Genomic DNA, 21,217 nt, shown 5'->3' on the forward strand with positions numbered 1-21,217 from the left:
GGTGTCTGAGGCCCGCAGGGCCGAGTTCCCGAGCCGCCGACTTGGGCGAGAAGCGCAGGGAACCCGGCGCAGCCGGGCGCCACCGCGGGCGCGCCTTCTTTGCTGACTTTCTTGGCAAGACTAGAAAGTCAGGCGGCGGCCGGACGCAATCCCGCCCTAAATCATTCGCGCCGCAGGCGCATAAAGTCAACGTCGCCCATTCGGCGCAATACGCTTCGCTTTAATTGCGCCCTACGGCCCAGGAAGGTTCTTTTTCAACGGCCTGTTAGTGTTGGTAAAGCACATACAGAGCACATCGACTTGAACGTTCGATGTGCCGGAACCAATTTTGATTATTCCGGAGGTAATGAATGAGTTTTGGTGCGCTCGGCGTATCCGGCCGATTTTTACGATCAATATTTACCAGCTCAATAAATTCGTCATGATCTAGAGATGCGGTAATTTGAATATCCTCTGCCGAAATCCCCCAGCCATCGTTGGCAATGATAGAAGGTTCGTTATCGCAGGAATCTAGAAGTACGCCATATGCAGCAACAACCTCAGAAATCTCACTGCCACAAAGTAGCTTAAATGGCAACCATATATAGTTTAGACTTTGAAGATCAAAGCTTTTGGCAAGCGACTCCAGATAATTCTCTATGAAATAACGCGGCGACTCGTTTTGCAGATAGTCTTCAGGATACTTCTCAAATAATCCAGCAAATTCTGCAGATCGAGGCTCAACTTCATTGGCAGGAGCCTCATTGATAGGTAGTGAAAAAATCCACGACCATGAGTCAGTAGACATACAGCCTCTCCGTGTCCTCAACATCATCCAGCGATCAAGGCCAAAGCCCCAGTGCAATCAGCTTGATTGCGATGCTACCGCTGATGCACACACCCCCGATACTTCGCATCCTCATCCTCAAACACCTCTTCCCCGCCGGTGGCAAACGCCAAACTCAGTGCCACCACGGCCTGATCGAGCCGGCCAAGCTCGAATTCGCACTGGCCTAACCGCAGCTGGATGAAGGCATTGGTCGCCCCTTCCGGGCAGCGCGAGGCTTGGTCGAGGGCTTGTTGGCCGCGCAGGTAGTCGCCGGTCAAAAAGCAGGTGTCGCCGATGGCGGCCAACACCCAGGAGCTCGCTTCCCAGCGCTCGGTATCGCTGGGGAGCAGGGCTTGTGCTTCCTCGTACTTGGTCAGGGCCTCGTCGAATTTGCCCTTGTCGAAATACTTGTCGCCTTCATCAAGCAGGGCCTGGATGGGTTCGTGCAGGATGGTGGGCAGGGCGGTCATGGATGCTCCTCGATACTGGGCATGATGGGTGGTGAGGCTGCCGGGTTGCGGCGGCGCTGCAGTTTATCGTGAATCAGCGGTGGTCGATATCAAGCCCGATTGCAATCGGCCAGCACCCGCTCGCCTGAGAATCCGAATTCCAGCATGGTGTGGCGCGGGCTGAAATCGACCAGGCGGGCAGCGACCGCCCCTAACTCGGGTGAATCGAGCACCAGGGCGTCCGGGCCCACTATCCGGTAGCTGCCGGCGGTATTGAACACCTTGCCGGCGCTGTTGCGGCGGAAAAACACCATGCTGCCGTTGGCGCCAAAGTCGAGGGTGATCAACTGGGTATTGCCATTGGAGGCGGTGCAGCTCCAGTGGCCGACCAGATGCCGGGCAATGCGGTCAGCCTGCTCGCCGGCTTGGTTGTCGGATGGCGCTTCCTCATCGGGCAGCAGGCGATCCTGGTTGCCATTGCGTTTTTCCAGCTGTGCGATCCAGTCGGCCGGAACGGCAAAGTTGAGATTCTGCCCGGCGCGTAGCTGGAAAGTGGTAATGCCGACCAGCTGGCCGTAGCGATCGAACAGGCCTCCACCGCTGGAGCCCGGTGAAATCGGTGCCGAGGTCTGGATCACCTTGCCGTCTTCATGGCGGCGCAGTGCCGATACCACTCCCTCGCTCAGGGTCAGCTCCAAGCCTTGCGGCGTGCCCAGGGCCACCACGCGGTCGCCGATATTGAGGTTGTTGACGCTGCCCACGGTAATCGCCGGTGCATCCAGCTGCGGCACCTCAAGCAGGCACAGATCGTGGCCACGATCGACATACTTGGCTTGTGCATCCAGCAATTGCTCGCGATAGCGTACACGCAGCACGCGAAACTCAGCGGTGACATGGCAATTGGTCACGACCTGGGCCGGACCGATCACCACGCCACTGCCCAGCGAGCTGGCGCCAGTGTCGGCCTTGCCACTCGGCTGCTCGCCGATTACCACCACGATGGCATTGCTGACCTTGCGGAAAATGGCGGCCGGCGTCAGCTCCGACTGTGGACCAGCCGTGTTGATCGGCGCATTGCTGTTTGCCAGCGCGACATAGGGTATGGGCGCCGGAGCCGGCTTGCTGCGGCGTAGCCAGTGCAGGCCGGCCCAGAGCAGCAAGGCGGCCAGGATTGCGGCAGCGATGATCCAGCCGCGACGTGATGGCTCCGGTTCGGCCTCGACGATCGAGGCGACGGCGAGGGCTTCGTCGTGCAGCTTTTGCTCATAGCGGGCACGCCGTGCCGGATCGTGCAGGGTCTGGAACGCGTGTTCGATAAAGCCGAGCTGGTTATCGCGCTCGCTGCCGTGCGGCTCGCTGGCGATGCGCTGCTTGAGGCTGGCATAGGCCTCGGAAATGGTTGCCGCGTCGGCATCGCGCGCCACCCCCAAAACTGCGTAAAGCGTCTTTTTGGATTGACTCACTTTGGCATCCGCATCGGCTGGGTGGCTCATGATAGCGCAGCAGGCCGCAGCGGGCAGCCCATGCAGCAGCCCGGCGCGGGTGAAAAAAAGACGGCCCCAGGCGGGCCGTCTTGATCGCGAACAGGTTCTAAGGCCGGCGCTTAGCTGTAAGCATCGATGCTCGGGCAGGAACACACCACATTGCGGTCGCCGTAGGCGTCGTCAATGCGGCCCACGCTTGGCCAGAACTTGTTGTCGCGCACCCATTCCAGCGGGTAAGCGGCCTCCTCGCGGCTGTAAGGCCGCTCCCAGGCGCCAGTCACCACGAACTGGGTGTGCGGGGCGTGCTTGAGCGGGTTGTTGTCCGCCGGCCATTCGCCCTTGCCCACCTTGTCCACTTCGGCGCGGATGCTCACCATGGCTTCGATAAAGCGATCGATCTCGGCCTTCGATTCCGACTCGGTCGGCTCGATCATAAAGGTGCCGGGTACCGGGAAGCTCATGGTCGGGGCGTGGAAGCCGTAGTCCATCAGGCGCTTGGCCATGTCCACTTCGGTGATGCCGGTAGCGGCCTTCAGCGGGCGCAGATCGACAATGCACTCGTGCGCCACGCGGCCGTTCTTGCCGGTGTACAGGATCGGGTAGTGGGCGCTCAGCTTCTTGGCCAGGTAGTTGGCGTTGAGCAGGGCCGCTTGCGTTGCCTTCTTCAGGCCATTGCCGCCCATCATGCGGATATACATCCAGCTGATCACCAGGATGGAGGCCGAACCGAATGGCGCGGCCGACACCGCCGATTGGCCACGGTGCGGGCCATCGATCGGGGCGACCACGTGGTTGGCGGCATGCGGTGCCAGATGTGCCTTCATGCCGATCGGGCCCATGCCGGGGCCGCCGCCGCCGTGCGGAATGCAGAAGGTCTTGTGCAGGTTCATATGCAGCACGTCGGCGCCGATTTCGGCCGGCTTCACCAGGCCCACCTGCGCATTCATATTGGCGCCGTCCATATACACCTGGCCGCCATGGCTGTGGATGATGGCGCAGATATCGCGGATCGCCTCTTCATACACGCCATGGGTGGACGGGTAGGTGATCATCAGGCAGGCGAGGTTGGCGCTGTGTTGCTCGGCCTTGGCTTTCAGGTCGTCCACATTGACGTTGCCCTTTTCGTCACAGGCAACGACGACGACTTGCATCGACATCATCTGCGCGGTAGCCGGGTTGGTGCCGTGGGCCGATTGCGGAATCAGGCAAATATTGCGATGGCCTTCGCCGCGCGCTTCGTGATAACGGCGGATCGCCAGCAGGCCAGCGTATTCGCCCTGCGCGCCCGAGTTGGGCTGCATGCAGATGGCGTCAAAGCCGGTGATGGCCTTCAGCTGCTCCGAGAGGCCCTCGATCATTTCCAGATAACCACGGGTTTGCGAGGCGGGGGCAAACGGGTGGATATCGCCGAACTCGGGCCAGGTCACCGGGATCATCTCGGCGGTGGCATTGAGCTTCATGGTGCAGGAGCCGAGCGAGATCATCGAGTGATCGAGCGCCAGGTCCTTGTTCTGCAGCTTGCGCATAAAGCGCAGCATTTCCGTTTCGGTGTGGTGCGCGTTGAAAACAGCGTGGGTGAGGATGGCATCGCTGCGCAAGGCCAGCTTGGGCAGATGGGTGATGCGTTCCTGATCGAGCAGCTCGACATCGAGCGCCTTGGCGGCATCGCCGACCAGGGCGGTCCACAGGGCCTTTACATCGTCGCGGCTGGCTTTTTCACCAAAGCTGATGCCGAGCTGGCTGGACGACACGTGGCGCAGGTTGTAACCGGCGGCGGCGGCGGCTTCGAAGGCGATATGCGCCTTGGCACCCAGATCGACCACCACGGTGTCGAAGAAATGACGGGTCTGCACCGTTACACCCACGCGACGCAGGCCTTCGGCGAAGATGGCGGTGAGGCGATGGATGCGATCGGCAATGCGCTTGAGGCCAACCGGGCCGTGGTAGACGGCATACAGCGAGGCGATATTGGCCAGCAGCACTTGCGAGGTACAGATATTCGAATTGGCCTTCTCGCGGCGGATATGCTGCTCGCGGGTCTGCAGGGCCATGCGCAGGGCCGGCTTGCCATTGGCGTCGATCGATACGCCGATGATGCGGCCCGGTACCGAGCGCTTGTATTCGTCCTTGGTGGCAAAGAAGGCGGCGTGCGGGCCACCAAAGCCCATCGGCACGCCAAAGCGCTGCATCGAGCCCAGCGCAATATCGGCGCCGAGGCTGGCCGGGCTCTTCAACACCACCAGGGCCATCGGGTCGGTGGCCAGCGCCACCAGGCCGCCCATGGCCTTGACGGCAGCGATGGCCGCTTCCAGATCAACGATTTCGCCGTTGACATTGGGGTACTGGAACAGCGCGCCGAACACTTCGTGATCTTTCGCTTCGCCCGGAGCACCGTAGATCAGTTCCCAGCCGAATGCCTTGGCGCGGGTCTTGAGCACGTCGATGGTCTGCGGGAAGGCGTCGCGATCGACAAAGTAGCGGTTCGATTGCGACTTGGACACGCGGCGCGCCATCGCCATGGCTTCGGCGGCGGCGGTGGCTTCGTCCAGCAGCGAGGCATTGGCCAGCTCCATGCCGGTGAGGTCGAGCACCACTTGCTGGTAATTCAGCAGGCACTGCAGGCGGCCCTGGCTGATCTCGGCCTGATACGGCGTGTAGGCGGTGTACCAGGCCGGGTTTTCGAACACATTGCGCAGAATCACCTTGGGGGTGATCACTTCGCTGTAGCCCATGCCGATAAAGGCGCGGGCCACCACATTCTTCTTGGCAATGGCAGACAACTCGGCCAGCGCCGCTTCTTCGGTCACCGCATCGGGCAGGGCCAGCGGCGTGCCGCCGAGGATGGTGGCGGGCAGGGTGGTTTCGACGAACTGGTCGAGCGATTCGGCGCCGACCTCCTTGAGCATCGCCGCAATCTCGCCCTCGTCGGGGCCGATGTGGCGGTGGATGAATTCATTGCTGTTTTCGAGGGCGGAGAGCGGCGTCATGGTAGGACCTTGTCGGTTAGCCAGGCGGGATACGGCACGGCATACACAGGAATGGCAAACCGGCCGCTTGTGGCGACCGGTGGGAGGGCTGCTGGAAAGCCAAACCCAAGTCTGTAAACACAGAGACCGGGGAGAACACAGAGCACACAGAGAAAACCCGATTGATGGATTTGTCTTTCTCTGTGTCCTCTGTGCTCTCAATGCCCTCTGTGTTTACAGGTTTTGGGTTTTGAATTCCTTACGCGCCGATTTCGGCAGCGTAGGCGGCGGCGTCCATCAGGCTGTCGAGGTCGGCAGCATTGGCCGGCTTGATCTTGAAGAACCAGCCAGCGCCATACGGGTCGCTGTTCACCGTATCGGGGGCGTCGGCCAGGGCTTCGTTCACCGCCACGATTTCGCCGGCGATCGGGGCGTAGACGTCGGACGCGGACTTCACCGACTCCACCACGCCGGCACCAGCATCGGCAGCCAGCTTGGCGCCCACGCTCGGCACTTCCACAAACACCACATCGCCCAGCAGGCTTTGCGCGTGATCGGTAATGCCGACGGTAACGCTGCCGTCGGCTTCAACGCGCAGCCACTCGTGGCTGGCCACATATTTCAGATCGCCGGGGATATTGGTGCTCATGGGTTCGCTTTCTCGTTGGTCGGCACGGGAATGCCGGTTTTATCGTTTGCCGGTACGGCTAAAGGCCGGGCTGGATTCTAGCAAATGTGTAGTGGGTTCCGCTGCAGTTACCGGCAAGGGAACCATCACGGGTCACTTCTTTGCTGCTGCCTTTGCATCCTTGCTGGCGGGCTTGGCGTCCTTGCCAGCCGGCTTGTCCTTGGTCAGCAGGGCATTGATGGTGGCAAACAGCTGCTGGCCGTTTTCGTCACCGCCCTTGGCGCTGACCACATACTTGCCATTGACCACGAAGGCCGGCACGCCAGTGAGCTGATAGGTAGCCACATTCTGTTCCTGGCGCTTAAGTTCGGCCTGCATGCTGAACGCGCCGTAAGCGCCTTCGAACTGCTTGCGATCAACGCCTTGCTTGCTGATCCAGTCGAACAATTTGTCCTGGTCGCGCAGCTCGATCTTGTCCTTGTGGATCGCGTCGAATACCTTGGGCGTCAGCGCTTCCACCTTGCCCAGCGATTTGAGCGCCACAAACAGGCGGCCATGGCCTTCCATATCGCTGCGGCCGGCAAACAGTGCATGCTCACGGCGGAATACCACGTCCTTGGGCAGGGTCTTGGCCCAGGCTTCCACAAATGGCTCGTAGTGGAAGCAGTGCGGGCAGCCATACCAGAAGAATTCGATCACTTCGCCCTTGCCGGGAGTGGCAATCGGCTGCGGGGTTTTCAAGACCTGGTAGTCAGTGCCGGCCACCGGCTCGGCGGCGTTGACGCCAAATGCGGCCAGGGCAGCAAGGCCAAACAAAACGGAGCGACGGGTAATTGCGTGCAGCATGGTCTGATCCTTGAACAAGATAAGGGTTGAAAAGCGGACGCAAGCCTTGCGCCCGCCGGTCTGTTTGGTCGGCGACTTACTCGAACACTTTCTTGCCATTGCGTACGAACGGCATCTTCACTACGCGGGCCGGCTGCAAAGTGCCGCGCACATCCACCTGGACGGTATCGCCGACCTTGGTGGCCAGTGGCACGCGCGCCATGGCGATCGACACCTTCAGGCTGGGCGAGAAGGTACCGGAGGTGATCTCGCCGTCGCCGGCCTCGGTCACCACCTTCATATGGCCGCGCAACACGCCCTTGCCCTCGTACACCAGGCCCACTTGCTTCAATAGGCCCGCCTTGCCGGCAGTGCGATCAGCACGCTCGGCTTCGATCACGCTGCGGCCGACAAAGTCGCGGCCTGCTGGCTCCCAGGCAATGGTCCAGCCCATGCCGGCTGCCAGTGGCGAGACGCTGTCATCCATTTCATTGCCGTACAGATTCATGCCCGCCTCAAGCCGCAAGGTGTCGCGCGCACCGAGACCCGCCGGTGCGACGCCAGCCGCCAGCAATTGGTTCCAGAAGGCAATCGCTTCGCCGGCCGGCAGGGAGATTTCCAGGCCGTCTTCACCGGTGTAGCCGGTGCGGGCGAAGAACCATTCACCATGGGGCAGGCCCTGGAACACCTGCAGGCTGTCGATCAGCGCGGCCGCATCGGGCTTGGCCGCCTTGGCTTTGGCAATGGCATTGGGGCCTTGCACGGCGATCATCGCCAGATCGCGGCGCGGGCTCAGTTCCACGCCAAAGCTGGCGGCGATCGGGCTCATCCAGGCCAAGTCCTTATCGGTGGTGCCGGCATTGACCACCACGCGGTAGCCCCAGCTGGTGCGGTAGACGATCAGATCGTCGATCACCCCGCCCGCTTCGTTGTACATGCCCGAGTACAGCGCCTTGCCATCAAAGGCCAGCTTGGCCACATCGTTGCCGATCAGCTTCTGGAAGAACTCGGTGGCACGCTCGCCGCGCACATCGACCGCCGTCATATGGCTCACATCGAACATGCCGGCATCGCCGCGCACCGCATCGTGTTCGGTAATCTGCGAGCCATAGTTGATCGGCATTTCCCAGCCGGCAAAGTCCACCATCTTGCCATTGCAGGCCAGATGGGCGTCGAACAGAGGGGTACGATTGGGCATGTTGTTTTTCCTTGGTTTGATGGGGTTCAACGCGGCGCCGGCATGACGATCACGGTTTATAGACCAGGTGGCCATCCAGCAGGTATTCACCGGGCGCGATCTTGCCAGTTAATTCGATGCGGTCAAATGGCACTTGCCTGCCATCGACGACAATATGGGCCGGAATCGGCTTGCCGGCGTACTGGCCCAGGGCGGTATCGGCGCGCGGGTAATCGACGGGCGCGGCCGGCTGGGCGGGGCGTTCCGCCGCCAGCTGCGCACGCGCCGCCTCACGTGCGGCCAACTCGCCGGCTTGCTCGGGCAATAACCGTAGATACAGCTTGAAGCCCCATACCGGCAGCACCACGCGGCGCACCCGCTTTTCATTGTCGATTACGCAAGCGACGCCGAATTTGGCGTGGCAGGCCGGGCAGTCGGCAGTGGCCGCCAGCGCCAGATGATCTTCCACCAGCCTTGCAATGCCGTGCATATGCTTGGCCTGCAGCATCTGCCCGCATTGCACGCAGGGCTTGGAAAACTGCTTGATGATGGCGCCGCTTTTGAAGCGACAGGGCAGGTAGTGATCAATACGCTCGGTTTTTTGCATGACTCAATTCACTTGCAGCAAGCCTGTCATCAGGGCAGGCCAAACAACACAAACCGGGCAATGTTCACCAGCCAGTGCACGCCGGTAACGGCCCAGACGCTATTGCCACTGGCGCGATAAACCGCGCTGTAATACACGCCGGCGAGCAACGCCAGCATGGCAAACAGCGGCCCGCCGCCCAGGTGTGCCAGGCCGAACAGGGTGGCAGTGAGCAGGATTTCGCCCACCTTGCCGAGCCGGTGCAGATGATCCTGCACAAAGCGCCGGAAGAAAAAATCTTCGGCAATGCAGCTGGGCAGGTTGCCGACGATAAACCACAGCACCGGCCAGCTCAGCGCCGGTTGCCAGTGCACAAAACCGCTGAGCCAGGCCAGCAGCGGCAAACTGCCCAGTGCCAGCCCCAGCCAGGCCCAGCAGGCGCGATTCCAGCGCCACGGCGAGGGCAGGATCAGCGCCAGGCTGATGCCGATAAACAGCTTGTCGGCATTGAGGCTGAGCGGGCCGGCGCTGATGCGCCCGAAACCCTTGATCAGCCCGAAGCCGATAGCCAGGCCCAGCACACCCGCCAGCACAAAACCAGCCGCCTTTGCGCGGCGCTGGCCGAAGCGGGCGAGCAGCAGGCTGACAATAAAGCCCGTGGCGCCGGCCAGCGCTAGCCAAGGCATGGTCTGCTAGCCCTGCGGTGCGTCGCTTGGCGGCTCGGCAGCCGGTGCCGGTGGCGCATCGCCCTCGGCGACTGCCACTTCTGCCTCCACCTCGGCCTCGGCCGCTTCGGCGATCTCTTCTTCCTCTTCCACCACCGCCACTGGCTCACCCGCTTCCAGCAGGCGGCATTCCAGCGACAGTTCCAGATAGTCGGTGCTGATCAGCTGCAGCTTGACCGGCGTACCGCGGGCCAATTCCGGCAGGCCGGCGATGCGCAGCATCAAGGGCAGGCCGGTGAAGCGCACCAGGTTTTCCTTGATGACAGTGGCGCCGATTTCCTTCACGCCTTCCTGCTCCAGCCACTTCAGGCACCAGTAGCGCTCCATGCGGCCCTGGAATTCGGCATAGGCGTTATAGGTCTGGTCGAAGTCGCGCAGGGCGGCAAACAGCATCGGGTCGCGCTGCGCATAGCGTGGCGGCTCGCCGCTGAGCATGGCCAGCAGCTGTTGCTGGTTGATAAAGTCGGCGGCGCGGCGCAAGGGCGAGCTGGCCCAGCTGTACTGCGCGACACCGAGGCCGACATGCGGCGAAGGCTGGGTGGTCATGCGTACCCGGCCCATGCTTTGCGCACGGTAGATGGCCGGAATGCGCGCATCGGCCAGCTGTTTGCCCCAGGTGCTATTGCACAGGATCATCAGCTCGGCCACCAGCTTGTCCATCGGGCTGCCACGCTTGCGTGGGTAGATGCGCACCCGCTTGCTGCCGTCGGCCTCGCGATCAATGGCAAAGCTGTAATCCGGCCGCTCCACCCGGTTCGGATCATGCTTGCCGCGCGCTTTTTCCAGCGCGATGGCGAAGCGGTGCAGGTAAAGCAGCTCCGATTTCCACGGGTAGTCCGGGCCGCCATCGGGCAGGGCGACCGTTTCTTCGTTGAACACCGGGTCGAGGTCGTGGTGGCGCAGGTTGGCGGCGATATGCACGCGGTCGAGCCGGCTTTCGCTGGCCACGATGTCGAATTCTGGCGTTACCGTTACATACAGGCTCACCGCCGGGCAGTCTTGCCCTTCGGCCAGGGTAAAGCGCTCCACCACGGCGTCGGGCAGCATGGTGATCTTGTCGCCGGGGAAGTAGACGGTGGACAGGCGTGCCAGCACCACCTGCTCCATCACCGAGTCTTTTTCCACCCCCAGGGTCGGCGCGGCGATATGGATGCCGACGCGGGTATTGCCATCGGCCAGCGCGGTGACCGACAGCGCATCGTCGATTTCGGTGGTGGCCGCATCGTCGATCGAGAAGGCGCGCACGCCCGCATCGGGCAGATCGGTCGGCGCCGCCGGCAGGTCGATGGCCGGAAAGCCGATGCCCTTGGGAAAGTATTCAGCGAGGAAGCCATCGAGCAGCCAGGCTTCCACATCGGGAATGGCACCGCAATTGACCAGCAGGCGCAGCACGGTGATATGGCTGGCTTCTGCCGCGGCCGCCACTGCCTTCCATTCGATGGTGTTCTTGTCGGGCCGGTGCAGCAGCGTCTTGATTTGCGACTTGATCGCGTCGGGCAGCGTGCCGGCCTGCATATCGGCCTGCCATTGCGCCATCAGGGCGGCTTCGCGCGCCTTCTTTTCCTGCCCGGCCTTGGCGGCGCGCAGGTTTTCTTCCGGCGCCGCCTTATAGCGGCCACGGCCCTTGCGGTAGAAATACATCGGTGCGCCATGCAGGCGGATCACCATCGCCGCCTGCTCCAGCGGGCTCGGATTGGGGCTGTAGTACTCGCGGGCCAGATCGAGGAAGCCGAACTCCTCGCTGCCGGCCACTTCCCAGATAAAGTCCAGATCCAGCTCGCCGGCCATGGCATTGGCCTGGGCGGTGAAGTCGGCGAGCGACAGCTTGTCGAAGCGGATACGCACATCGTGCGCCTTGATCTTGCTGCGTTTGCCGCGCGCATCCTCGATCTGCAAGGTGGCGTCGGACTCGCTCATGATGGCGGCAACCTTGAAGTCGCCGCTTTCTTCGTAAAAGACGTTCATGCGGGGCCGCCGGCGGGGGCGGTCGGGGGGAGACGGAGAGGCGCGGATTATACCGGAGCGCCAAGCAGCGCGTCCGCCCGAGTATTCGGTTGATTGCATGCCGCACGGCGCAGATGGCGCCGCTCCACAGGCCCGCCCAGCCGCGCAAATGCGGCCTGCAGGCGCTTGTTTACTGCTTTGCACGCAGCATTTGGCCTTCTGGCGAATTTCTGTAAAATCCACTTTTTGAAACAAGGGATTAAACCCCGTGGATATCCAAGTTGGCCTGGTGATGGGCAGCAACTCGGACTGGGAGGTGATGCAACACGCCGCCCGTCAGCTCAAAGCCTTCGGCATCGCCTTCGAGGCGCGCGTTGTTTCCGCTCACCGCACCCCTGACCTGCTGTTTGAATACGCCGAAGCCGCCCAAGCGCGCGGCTTGAAGGCGATCATCGCCGGCGCCGGCGGGGCCGCTCATCTGCCGGGCATGCTGGCTGCCAAAACGGTGGTGCCAGTGCTGGGTGTACCGGTGCCGTCCAAATATCTGCGCGGTGAAGACTCGCTGCTGTCGATCGTGCAGATGCCCAAGGGCATTCCGGTCGCCACCTTTGCCATTGGTGAAGCAGGTGCTGCCAATGCGGCCCTGTTTGCCATTGCCATGCTGGCCAACGAGCTGCCCGAATTGCGTGAGCGCCTCAATGCCTTCCGCGAGACGCAGAAAAACACCGTGCTGGATATGACCCTGCCCGAGGTGGAGTGATGCGCCAGCCCATCCTGCCGCCCGCCATGCTCGGCATTCTCGGTGGCGGCCAGCTTGGCCGCATGTTCGCCGTGGCTGCCAAGACCATGGGCTATCGCGTCACCGTGCTCGACCCCGATGGCAATGCGCCAGCGGCCGACTATGCCGATGTGCATCTGTGCGCGCCGTTCAACGACCATGCCGCCTTGAAGGAAATGGCCGAGACCTGTGCGGCCATCACCACTGAGTTCGAGAACGTCAATGCCGACTCGATGCGCTGGCTGGCTCAGCATGTGCCGGTCAGCCCCTCGGGTGACTGCGTGGCCATTGCGCAGGACCGCATCGCCGAAAAAAGCTGGATCGCCAAGGCTGGCCTCGCCACCGCACCGTATCTGGCCATTGAAACGGTGGAAGGGCTGAACCACGACCTGACGCCCTATCTGCCCGGCATCCTGAAAACCGCCCGCCTCGGTTACGACGGCAAGGGGCAGGTGCGGGTCAAGACGGCTGCGGAAGCGCGTGCCGCCTACGCCGACCTCGGCGGCCAGCCCTGTGTGCTGGAAAAGATGCTGCCGCTGGAACTGGAAGTATCGGCCATCGTCACCCGCAGCAGCCCGCATGAAGTGGCAGTGTTTCCGGTAGCCGAGAATCGCCACGCCAAGGGGATACTCGATATCAGCATCGTGCCGGCACAGATCGACCCGGCGCTGGCCGCCAAGGCGCAGCAGATGGCGCTGAAGCTGGCCGAGGCGCTCGATTATGTCGGCGTGCTGGCAGTGGAGTTCTTCGTGCTGCAGGGCGGCGAACTGGTCGTCAATGAAATGGCGCCACGTCCGCATAATTCCGGCCACTACACCATCGATGCCTGTGTCACCAGCCAATACGAGCAACAGGTGCGCGCCATGTGTGCGCTGCATCCGGGCCGCACCGATCTGTTGAGCCCGATCGCCATGGTCAATCTGCTCGGCGATGTGTGGCAGGCCGATGGTGGCGAGCCGAAATGGGATGTGCTGATGCAGGCGCCGAACGCCCATCTGCATCTTTACGGCAAAAAGGAAGCGCGACCGGGGCGCAAGATGGGCCACTTCTGCGTGCTGGCCGATAGTGCCGAGGCGGCGCTGGCGCAAGCTGAAGCGATCAAGGATACGCTGGCGCCATGACCGGGGCGCTGGCTGCGCTGCGGCAGGTGCTGACGGCAGCAGCCGAGCCCGGCCGCGCACCGGCCATGCGCGCCTATATGCGCGAGCAGTTCGATTTTCTCGGGGTGCCGACCCCGGCGCGGCGCCGGGCCGCCAAGGCCTTTATCCACGCTGGCCGCGATATGGATTCCGCCCAGCTGCTGGCCTTGGCCGAACAGCTATGGCAGCAGCCGGAGCGTGAATTCCAGTATGTGGCGATCGATCTGCTCGACCGCCATATTGCCCGCCTGACGCCCGACAGCCTGCCGGCGCTTGAGGCGCTGGTGCAAAGCAAGCCCTGGTGGGATAGCGTTGACGGACTGGCATCGTGGGTGATCGGCGGCCTGGTCGGTCGGCATCGCGCCCTGCAGGCGCGCATGGACCAGTTGAGCCGCCACCCGGATATCTGGCTGCGCCGGGTCGCTATCCTGCATCAGCTCGGCTACAAAACCAGCACCGATCACGCACGCCTGTTCGACTATTGCGCGGCCAATGCCGGTGACGCCGAATTCTTTATCCGCAAGGCCATAGGCTGGGCCTTGCGTGAATATGCCTACACCGCCCCCGATGCGGTGCGGGACTTTGTCAACGCCACACCGCTTGCGCCGCTATCACGGCGCGAAGCCCTGAAACACTTCGCCAAGGAGCCAGCATGAGCGGCATCACCACCACCAATCTGAAAAGCCTGAAAAAGATCTACAGCGGCAAGGTGCGCGATCTGTACGAGATCGACGCGCAGCGCATGCTGATGATCGCCACCGATCGCCTGTCGGCCTTCGATGTGATCCTCAACGAGCCGATTCCGGCCAAGGGGCAGATTCTTACGGCGATCTCCAACTTCTGGTTCGACAAGCTCCGCGATTTGGTGCCCAGCCACTTTACCGGCGATAAACCCGAGGACGTGGTCAGCGCCGAAGACCTGCCGCAGGTAGAAGGCCGTGCGGTGGTGTGCAAACGCCTCAAGCCAGTGCCGGTCGAGGCGGTGGTGCGCGGCTATATCGTCGGCGGCGGCTGGAAAGACTACAAAGCCACCGGCAAGGTGAGCGGCATTACCTTGCCGGCTGGCCTTATCGAAGCGCAAAAGTTGCCCGAGCCGATTTTCACCCCGTCGACCAAGGCGGCGGTAGGGGATCATGACGAGCCGATTTCCTTCGAGCAGACCTGTGACTTGATTGGGGCCGACCTCGCAGCCAAGGTGCGCGACACTGCCATCAAGCTCTACCTGGCCGCCAGCGAATACGCCGCCACCCGCGGCATCATCATCGCCGACACCAAGTTCGAATTCGGCCTCGATGAGCACGGCACGCTATGCCTGATGGACGAGGCCCTGACGCCGGATTCCAGCCGCTTCTGGCCGGCCGACCAATACCAGCCGGGCAGCAATCCACCCAGCTACGACAAGCAGTTTGTGCGCGACTGGCTGGAAACCACCGGCTGGAACAAGACTCCGCCAGCACCGGCCCTGCCGGCCGAGGTGGCCGAGCGCACCGCCGCCAAGTACCGCGAAGCGCTGGAAAAGCTGACTGGCTGATATCTAAGGAAGCGCTGAATAGATCGGGTTTTCAACCAGCATCACCGGCCCCGGGAAACCCGGGCCTTAAGCTGCAGCACGTATGTGGATGTGTTCAGCGTTTCCCCGGGCGGCAAGTAGTGCCCCTGTTGGCTGAGCCGTCGCCTGGCCAGCGCTAGCGCGGCAATGCGGCGATTTTCTGCTGCAGCTGGCCAAGCATGCCGGCCGGCGGCCAGTGTGCTGCCACCAGCATGCCGCGCGCCAGCTCGGCGCCGCCGGCTTCGGGCGGCGCATATTCGGCCACCATCACTGCCACCTCGCTATGGGCAAAGTAGTGCGCCAGTGCCGCCTGCAAGGCAGCCAGATTGCCGCTGTCGTGCGCTGCCGCGTGGCTGGCCAGCCAGTCCTGCTTGCCCAGCATGCGCCAGCGGCTGTCACTGCGGGTTTGCGGTAGTTCCTCACCCCAGCGGCGCCACCAGCCGCGCAGATGTGAATCAGCCAGGGCCGGATGGGCCGCCGCCGGCTGCTGCGGGTCGCGATAAAACAGCCAGCCACGCAGCCAGGCCATGGCCTCGATATCGCCATGGATGCCGCCCGGCAGGCAGGCGCGGCCTGCTGCGCTGGCGGCCAGGCCAAGCTGATGGTGGCACAGGCGATCGAGCTTGAGGTCGAAGGCATCGCGCAGGCCCGGGCCGACGCAATGCACGCCGGTCGAGGTATCGAGCACCAGATAGATTTTTACCGCCAGCTCGATATGCAGGCAGTGGCCGCGATCGGCCTGCAGCAGAAAGTCGAACTCGCCATGGCTGATTCCGTTCACCCGTACCGGCAACTGGCTGGCCAGCAAGCGGTGTTGCGGCAGACTGGTCAGCGCCGTGTGCATCAGCTGCTCGGCATAGCGGCCAAGCCGGAATGGCTGCTGGGGCGACCATTGCGCCAGCTGTGCATCCAGCGCTGCCTGGGGCAGGCTGCGCCACCAGTGCTCGCCGAGTGTCGCGTCTCCCAGTCGTGCATTGGACGGCAATGGTGCGCTGCTGATCAGCGAGGGCGAGCACAGCAGCCAGTGCAGGTCGGCAAGGCGCTGCATCAGCCCGGCCGCTTGCGGAAGGCCCAGATCGCCGCCAGCGCCGTCACGGTAGCGACCAGGCTGATCACCACCCAGAAACCATGCGGATGCTGGGCCAGCGGAATGCCGCCCACATTCATGCCGAGCAGGCCGGCCACGATATTGATCGGCAGCGCCAGCACGGTAACGATGGTCAGCACGAACAGGCTGCGGTTGGTCTGCTCATTGAGCTGGGCGGCGATTTCTTCCTGCAGCAACTTGATACGCTCGCCCAGCGCGGTCAGATCGTTCAGCACCACGGCAAACTCTTCGGTGGACTGGCGCAGTTCCTGCAAGTCTTCGCTGGCGATCCAGCGTGGCGGGCGGTTCAGCAGGCGGAACAGCGCATTCGGCTCCGGCGCCAGCAGCCTTTGCAGGCGCACCAGCACCCGGCGCAAGGCGCCAAGATCGGCGCGCTGGGTGTCGACGCGGTTCTGCAATAGCTTGTCTTCGATGCTATCGACCCGGCTGGTGGTCTGGCGCACGATCTGCACCAGCACATCGGCCTGATCGCGCAATAGATGCACCAGCAATTCGACCGGCGAGCGAAACGCTTCGCGGCGCTTCACCGCTGCGCGCAGTTTATCGACTGAACGCAAGGGCTTGGTGCGGCTGCTGACCAGCATGCGCCGGTCGGCGCTCAGCCACAGGGTGGAAATATCCGATGCCTCGAAGGCGAACTCGTACAGCACATCGTTGACCACCGCCACCAGGGCGTTGTCGGCGTATTCGATATGGGTGGAACGGGTACCTTCGCGCAGCGCTTCGAAGTAAAACTCGGACAGGTCGAGATTGGCCTTGAGCCAGCGCTCGCACGAGGAATTGGTAAGGTTGAAATGCAGCCAGACGAATTCGTTGCCGGTAGCCGACTCGGGCTGCGCCAGCCAGTCTGCTACCTCGGCGGAATCGAGTTCGCGCCCGGCCGAGCCGGGCGAAAACAGATAGCCACAGATCAGGCCGGTATGGTCGGAACCGTATTGTCGTTCAGCGAGATTCAGGTTCATCGGCCTCCCCCAGCCAGCGTGATGGTTGATCAATACCGGGCGGCGCCGACGCGGCACGCAGGTCGCGCGACCTGCGTGCTGTGCTCACGCGCCCCTAGCGTTTGAAGCGATCTTCTGCCACCTCATCGGCGACCACCGAGGTCGAGCGGCCTTCGCGGTCGGCGCGCTGGAAGATCTCGTGCAGCGTGTCGCCAATCTGGCGCACATGGGCTTCTACATCGCTTTGCGGCTTTTGCAGGTGTTCATAACACACTTTGATGATGCCACCTGCGTTGATAACGAAATCGGGCGTGTACAGAATGCCCATCTGGCGCAGCGTGTCGCCGATATCGGCAGTAGCCAGCTGGTTATTGGCGCCGCCGGCAACGATCTTCACCTTGAGGCGGGGCAGGGTGGCCGGGTTCAGGGTGGCGCCCAAGGCGCAGGGCGCGTAGATATCGGCGGCCACGTCGTAGATCGAATCCACCGGCACCACCTCGGCACCAAAGGCGGCGCGGGCGCGCTCCAGGCGGGCGGCGTCGATATCGGCCACCACCAGCTTGGCGCCGGCTTCATGCAGGCGGCGCGCATAGTCAAAGCCGACATTGCCCAGGCCCTGCAGCGCCACTACCAGGCCTTCCATCGAATCGCGCTTCAGATGATGCTTGACCGCAGCCTGTGCGCCGACAAAGCAGCCCAGCGCAGTGTAGGGCGACGGATCGCCGCTCTCGCCAAGGCCAGCGACATAGCGGGTCTTGTTGGCGACATGGGCCATATCGTCGGTGGTGGTGCCGACATCTTCGGCGGTGATATAGCGGCCACCCAGGCGCTCCAGCGCCTCGCCCAGCGCTTCGAATAGCGCAGGGGTCTTGTCGGTTTTCGGGTTGCCCAGAATCACGCTCTTGCCGCCACCGATCGGCAGGCCGGCCACGGCGTTCTTGTAGGTCATGCCGCGCGACAGGCGCAGCACATCGGTAATCGCCTCATGTTCGCTGGCGTAGTTCCACATACGGCAGCCGCCCATGGCAGGGCCGAGATGGGTGTTGTGCACGGCCAGAATGGCCTTCAGGCCGGACTTGGGCTCCGAGACAAACACCACTTGTTCGTGGTTGTCGAAATTCGGTTCGTTGAATACAAAGGCGGTCATCGCTTGTGGCTCCGCGCGGAATGCAGCAGCGCGGTCGCGTGGGCCGGGCACCGTTGTTCCGCAGTAGGTGTGAGGTAGGCACAGCCCCCGACGGTAATCCCGGGCTGCAAACAGGCTGGCAATCGTGTCGCCAGCCCGGCCGGCATCGTAATACCTGCGTCGAATTCGCGAAAGCCTGGCGCTTACTGCTCGATGGCGCCGATATCGATGGCGGGACCAATGCGGCGCGGCTGGCCGCGCCAATCGCTACTACCCGTTACCGCCGCGCCAAGGTCCAGACCGCGATTGACGGCGGGTGACTGCGGCGATGGTGTGAAGTTGGATGCCGCTGGGTCGATCAGCTGCGGGTTGGCAAACAGCGATTGTGCATCGCCCTGGCTGGCGGCCTGCAGGGCGGCGAGGCTGGTGAGGGTCTTGCCATTCCAGCGCCAGCTCGGGCTGCCGCTGCTGAAATAGAGATTGCCATCCATGCTGACCGGGGCTTGTGCATAGCTGGTCGCCTGGCTCAGCAACACGCCCTGGGCGCTGGCGCTGAGCAGATTGTTCTTGAACACATTGCCGCTGGCATTGAAGGCAATGGCGAATTCGCCGCTGCCGCTGCCCGATGTGTCGTTCTGGTACAGGGTGTTGTTGACGATGGTGCAGCGGCTGGTGCCGCCCACGCTGGCGCTATAGCCGCCAATCGAGATGCCGACCGTATTGTTCTGGTAGATCAGGTTATTGCGCACCGTGACAAAATCGCTGGCTGTCCCCTTGTGCTCGCTGGCCACTTCGATACCGATATCGGCGGCGCGAATGGTATTGCCCTCGATCAGGATGCGGGTGCCGCCATCCACATAGATGCCGCCCGCCGAATAGGCTTTGTACGCCGGATTGGCCAAGGAGGAGATGTTGTAGACGGTGTTGCCACTAAGCACGCCATCGCGCGCCCGGTCAAACGCCGCCTGCGGTGCTGTGCCTTCGTAGCCGATGATGTCGATGCCGATATTGTTGTTGTCGTGCACCTTGTTCCCGGTCACGGCGAAATACTGCACATTGCCGTTGATTGCCATCGACTCGCTGGAGCCGGTGCTGAGGCTATCCAGCTCATTGCCGTCGATCACCAGCTGCTTGATCGACGCCGGCGCCTCGCTACCGTACACCACCAGGCCGAAGGCATTGCCGCTGCTGCTGGCAACCGTGGTCTGGATTTGGTGCACATGGTTGTCGCGCAACGCGATCTGCGAGCCGGAGCCCTGCACCAGAATTCCAGCCACCACCGCGCCGGCAGTATTGCTGCGGTAATTGCGCAGCTCGAAGCCGCTGATGCTGACATGACTGGCCCGATCCAGCGTCAGCAAGGCCGTGGTGCCGGCCAGTGCGCTAAGGGTGCTGCCATCAAGAATCGGCACTTCACCCGGATAGGCGCGCAGGCTGATTTCGCCACCGGCCGTGCCCGATTTGCCAAGCGTGACCCGCTCGCCGTACACGCCACCGCGCACATAAATGGTGGTGCCCGGCGCCGCGCTATCCACCGCCCGCTGGATGGTGCGCCAGGGCTGGTCGAGCGTGCCGGCCGCCGCATCATTGCCGCTGCTGGCGACATAACGGTTAATGCTGGCCTGCATGACGGGTGCGGAATAGACGGTGGCGTAATTGCCCTTGCCCAGCATATCGGCCCAGTCGCGGCCAAAGCCGACATACACCTGTGCCTGGTTGAGCAAGCTCGCATCGATACTGCCGCCAAGCAGATCGAGCAGCAATTGATCATCAGTGCTGGCCAGCAATGGCGCAGGCGGCGCAGCGCCATCCCAGGCCGCCCAGCCCGCCGGCCCGCGTACAAACAGGGTATTGCTGCCCTTGAGCTGCGCCGCCACCCACAAGGACTTGCTCAGCCCGGCATCGCCCGGGTTGGCCGTGACCTGCGCATATAGCTGCGGCAGCGCTTCGCTACTGGCGCGGAAGGCGGTGGCAGCGAGCGGGTCGGCGTGGGCGAGGGTGGTGAACAGCAGAAACAGGCAAAGAAAGGGAGTCTGGATTGGGCGCATGCCTTCATTGTGATGGCGGCCAGGCACAACAACAAGCGCGCAACCAGGAGCAGATTGCCAAGGGCGATGGCATGGCGCCACTGCCACTCAGTGCAGCGACAATATTCGCGACGTCGCGTGGTAGCGATTGCGGAAGGTCACGCTCTGAACAGCGCCGACGATGCAATTCATGACTGTGGGCACACACCTTCGGTCAACTTGCGCAGGGCCTTGCTGCGCACTTGCCCCCAGAGGTAAGACTGCTCGTCGTCGGAAATGCACTCATAGCCTTCCAGCGTGGCGAGGATCTGATGGGCTTCGGTCTTGTGCCCGGCTTGGTTGAGCGCATAGGCAAGGTCTGCCGGGTAGAGCAAGCTGGGCTTGCGCAGCTTGGCCCCATAAAGACGTTGGCTAAGGTTGGGTTGATTGCGCTGGCTATAGGCGGCAAAGCGCATCTGGCGCAGACCTTCTTCGGTCTTGCCCAGTGCGAGAAGTACCCAGGCGTGGTCGAGGGCCAGGCCATCATGGGCGTCGTGGCGCAAGGGGGCATACGGCGGGCTGGCCAGCAGCGCCTCGGCCTGTGTCGGCTGCTGGTGCTGCAGCAGAAACCAGACGCGCGCCTTGCCGATATCGGCCAGGTAGCCGGCACTGGCCGGGTCGTTTTCCACCTGCCGGGCAACGGTTTGCAGCATGGCGCCGGCCTCGGCGGACTGGCCTTGCTGGTCGAGCTGCTGTGCCAGCCGGATGCGGGCGGCTACCGTGGCGCCATAGTGGCGCGGCGCCAATGTGCTCATGGTGTCGATGGCCGCTTGCAGGGCAACGTGCCGATCCGGGCGCCCATCCGCCTGCTGGTAGACCTGCAGCAGGCGCTGGTTGATCAGCTCATCAATCGTGGTGAACTGACCGTCTTTCCCCGTCGCTACCAGCTTGTCGATGGCAGCGGCCGCAAGGCTGCCG

Annotated in this window: 19 protein-coding genes; 4 read left to right on the top strand and 15 right to left on the bottom strand. The window is 62.9% G+C overall.

Translation table 11 applies throughout. The annotated features are described in order from the left end of the window. Window positions 1-265: 265 nt before the first annotated feature. From ACE3OH_RS06305 to ACE3OH_RS06350, 10 genes are all read right to left on the bottom strand, one after another. A complete protein-coding gene (locus ACE3OH_RS06305) occupies window positions 266-787 on the bottom strand; it encodes a hypothetical protein (RefSeq protein ID WP_374349648.1) in 522 nt (173 codons plus the stop codon). Window positions 788-861: 74 nt separating this feature from the next. Further along, window positions 862-1,278 carry a tol-pal system YbgF family protein gene (locus ACE3OH_RS06310; RefSeq protein WP_374349651.1) on the bottom strand — a complete coding sequence of 139 codons (417 nt, stop codon included), beginning with the start codon at window positions 1,276-1,278 and terminating at the stop codon, window positions 862-864. A gap of 89 nt (window positions 1,279-1,367) precedes the next feature. After that, window positions 1,368-2,720: a trypsin-like peptidase domain-containing protein gene (locus tag ACE3OH_RS06315; protein ID WP_374349653.1), complete on the bottom strand. Its 1,353-nt coding sequence runs from the start codon at window positions 2,718-2,720 to the stop codon at window positions 1,368-1,370. A gap of 140 nt (window positions 2,721-2,860) precedes the next feature. Beyond that, window positions 2,861-5,728, bottom strand: coding sequence for an aminomethyl-transferring glycine dehydrogenase (gene gcvP, locus ACE3OH_RS06320; protein WP_374349656.1), 2,868 nt, complete (start codon window positions 5,726-5,728; stop codon window positions 2,861-2,863). Between the two features lie 238 nt (window positions 5,729-5,966). Then, window positions 5,967-6,356, bottom strand: a complete 390-nt coding sequence (gene gcvH / locus ACE3OH_RS06325) for a glycine cleavage system protein GcvH (RefSeq protein ID WP_374349659.1) — start codon at window positions 6,354-6,356, stop codon at window positions 5,967-5,969. A gap of 132 nt (window positions 6,357-6,488) precedes the next feature. Then, window positions 6,489-7,181, bottom strand: a complete 693-nt coding sequence (locus ACE3OH_RS06330; RefSeq protein ID WP_374349662.1) for a thiol:disulfide interchange protein DsbA/DsbL — start codon at window positions 7,179-7,181, stop codon at window positions 6,489-6,491. Window positions 7,182-7,257: 76 nt separating this feature from the next. After that, on the bottom strand, window positions 7,258-8,358 hold the full coding sequence (gene gcvT / locus ACE3OH_RS06335; RefSeq protein WP_374349664.1) for a glycine cleavage system aminomethyltransferase GcvT: 1,101 nt from the start codon (window positions 8,356-8,358) through the stop codon (window positions 7,258-7,260). Between the two features lie 49 nt (window positions 8,359-8,407). After that, window positions 8,408-8,944, bottom strand: a complete 537-nt coding sequence (locus ACE3OH_RS06340; protein WP_374349667.1) for a hypothetical protein — start codon at window positions 8,942-8,944, stop codon at window positions 8,408-8,410. A 29-nt stretch (window positions 8,945-8,973) separates the two neighbouring features. Next, complete coding sequence (locus ACE3OH_RS06345; protein ID WP_374349669.1) at window positions 8,974-9,609, bottom strand: lysostaphin resistance A-like protein; 636 nt, start codon at window positions 9,607-9,609, stop codon at window positions 8,974-8,976. A 6-nt stretch (window positions 9,610-9,615) separates the two neighbouring features. Beyond that, window positions 9,616-11,613, bottom strand: a complete 1,998-nt coding sequence (locus ACE3OH_RS06350) for a ribonuclease catalytic domain-containing protein (RefSeq protein WP_374349672.1) — start codon at window positions 11,611-11,613, stop codon at window positions 9,616-9,618. 247 nt (window positions 11,614-11,860) lie between these two features. On the opposite strand from ACE3OH_RS06350, the gene purE reads away from it, so the two are divergent. From purE to ACE3OH_RS06370, 4 genes are read left to right on the top strand one after another with little or no spacing between them, the layout of a single operon-like run. Further along, window positions 11,861-12,352 (top strand): 5-(carboxyamino)imidazole ribonucleotide mutase, encoded by a 492-nt coding sequence (gene purE / locus ACE3OH_RS06355; RefSeq protein WP_374349674.1) that lies wholly within the window; start codon window positions 11,861-11,863, stop codon window positions 12,350-12,352. Continuing rightward, window positions 12,349-13,491: a 5-(carboxyamino)imidazole ribonucleotide synthase gene (locus tag ACE3OH_RS06360; RefSeq protein ID WP_374349677.1), complete on the top strand. Its 1,143-nt coding sequence runs from the start codon at window positions 12,349-12,351 to the stop codon at window positions 13,489-13,491. The genes purE and ACE3OH_RS06360 overlap by 4 nt, the downstream gene beginning before the upstream one ends. Next, complete coding sequence (locus ACE3OH_RS06365) at window positions 13,488-14,165, top strand: DNA alkylation repair protein (protein WP_374349680.1); 678 nt, start codon at window positions 13,488-13,490, stop codon at window positions 14,163-14,165. The genes ACE3OH_RS06360 and ACE3OH_RS06365 overlap by 4 nt, the downstream gene beginning before the upstream one ends. Continuing rightward, complete coding sequence (locus tag ACE3OH_RS06370; RefSeq protein ID WP_374349683.1) at window positions 14,162-15,040, top strand: phosphoribosylaminoimidazolesuccinocarboxamide synthase; 879 nt, start codon at window positions 14,162-14,164, stop codon at window positions 15,038-15,040. Before ACE3OH_RS06365 ends, ACE3OH_RS06370 begins: the two co-directional genes overlap by 4 nt. A gap of 154 nt (window positions 15,041-15,194) precedes the next feature. Here the strand turns inward: ACE3OH_RS06370 and ACE3OH_RS06375 are convergent, their stop codons facing one another. From ACE3OH_RS06375 to ACE3OH_RS06395, 5 genes are all read right to left on the bottom strand, one after another. Then, window positions 15,195-16,106, bottom strand: coding sequence for a DUF1853 family protein (locus tag ACE3OH_RS06375; protein ID WP_374349685.1), 912 nt, complete (start codon window positions 16,104-16,106; stop codon window positions 15,195-15,197). Beyond that, window positions 16,106-17,128, bottom strand: coding sequence for a transporter (locus tag ACE3OH_RS06380; protein WP_374349688.1), 1,023 nt, complete (start codon window positions 17,126-17,128; stop codon window positions 16,106-16,108). Before ACE3OH_RS06380 ends, ACE3OH_RS06375 begins: the two co-directional genes overlap by 1 nt. Window positions 17,129-17,222: 94 nt before the next feature. After that, a complete protein-coding gene (locus ACE3OH_RS06385; RefSeq protein ID WP_374349691.1) occupies window positions 17,223-18,254 on the bottom strand; it encodes a Glu/Leu/Phe/Val dehydrogenase in 1,032 nt (343 codons plus the stop codon). A 182-nt stretch (window positions 18,255-18,436) separates the two neighbouring features. Beyond that, window positions 18,437-20,281, bottom strand: a complete 1,845-nt coding sequence (locus ACE3OH_RS06390; RefSeq protein ID WP_374349695.1) for a DUF1565 domain-containing protein — start codon at window positions 20,279-20,281, stop codon at window positions 18,437-18,439. Window positions 20,282-20,448: 167 nt separating this feature from the next. Then, on the bottom strand, window positions 20,449-21,217 hold a 769-nt coding region (locus ACE3OH_RS06395), incomplete at its 5' end, for a hypothetical protein (RefSeq protein ID WP_374349697.1).

The organism is Chitinimonas sp. (genome assembly GCF_041904975.1).
Classification (GTDB): Bacteria; Pseudomonadota; Gammaproteobacteria; order Burkholderiales; family Chitinimonadaceae; genus Chitinimonas.

Coding starts and splice junctions, on each gene's coding strand:
- ACE3OH_RS06370 (WP_374349683.1), top strand. CDS start 14,162: ATGAGCGGCATCACCACCACCAATCTGAAAAGCCTGAAAAAGATCTAC.
- gcvP (WP_374349656.1), bottom strand. CDS start 5,728: ATGACGCCGCTCTCCGCCCTCGAAAACAGCAATGAATTCATCCACCGC.
- ACE3OH_RS06330 (WP_374349662.1), bottom strand. CDS start 7,181: ATGCTGCACGCAATTACCCGTCGCTCCGTTTTGTTTGGCCTTGCTGCC.
- ACE3OH_RS06375 (WP_374349685.1), bottom strand. CDS start 16,106: ATGCAGCGCCTTGCCGACCTGCACTGGCTGCTGTGCTCGCCCTCGCTG.
- gcvH (WP_374349659.1), bottom strand. CDS start 6,356: ATGAGCACCAATATCCCCGGCGATCTGAAATATGTGGCCAGCCACGAG.
- ACE3OH_RS06380 (WP_374349688.1), bottom strand. CDS start 17,128: ATGAACCTGAATCTCGCTGAACGACAATACGGTTCCGACCATACCGGC.
- gcvT (WP_374349664.1), bottom strand. CDS start 8,358: ATGCCCAATCGTACCCCTCTGTTCGACGCCCATCTGGCCTGCAATGGC.
- ACE3OH_RS06390 (WP_374349695.1), bottom strand. CDS start 20,281: ATGCGCCCAATCCAGACTCCCTTTCTTTGCCTGTTTCTGCTGTTCACC.
- ACE3OH_RS06340 (WP_374349667.1), bottom strand. CDS start 8,944: ATGCAAAAAACCGAGCGTATTGATCACTACCTGCCCTGTCGCTTCAAA.
- ACE3OH_RS06365 (WP_374349680.1), top strand. CDS start 13,488: ATGACCGGGGCGCTGGCTGCGCTGCGGCAGGTGCTGACGGCAGCAGCC.
- ACE3OH_RS06350 (WP_374349672.1), bottom strand. CDS start 11,613: ATGAACGTCTTTTACGAAGAAAGCGGCGACTTCAAGGTTGCCGCCATC.
- ACE3OH_RS06305 (WP_374349648.1), bottom strand. CDS start 787: ATGTCTACTGACTCATGGTCGTGGATTTTTTCACTACCTATCAATGAG.
- ACE3OH_RS06385 (WP_374349691.1), bottom strand. CDS start 18,254: ATGACCGCCTTTGTATTCAACGAACCGAATTTCGACAACCACGAACAA.
- ACE3OH_RS06345 (WP_374349669.1), bottom strand. CDS start 9,609: ATGCCTTGGCTAGCGCTGGCCGGCGCCACGGGCTTTATTGTCAGCCTG.
- ACE3OH_RS06310 (WP_374349651.1), bottom strand. CDS start 1,278: ATGACCGCCCTGCCCACCATCCTGCACGAACCCATCCAGGCCCTGCTT.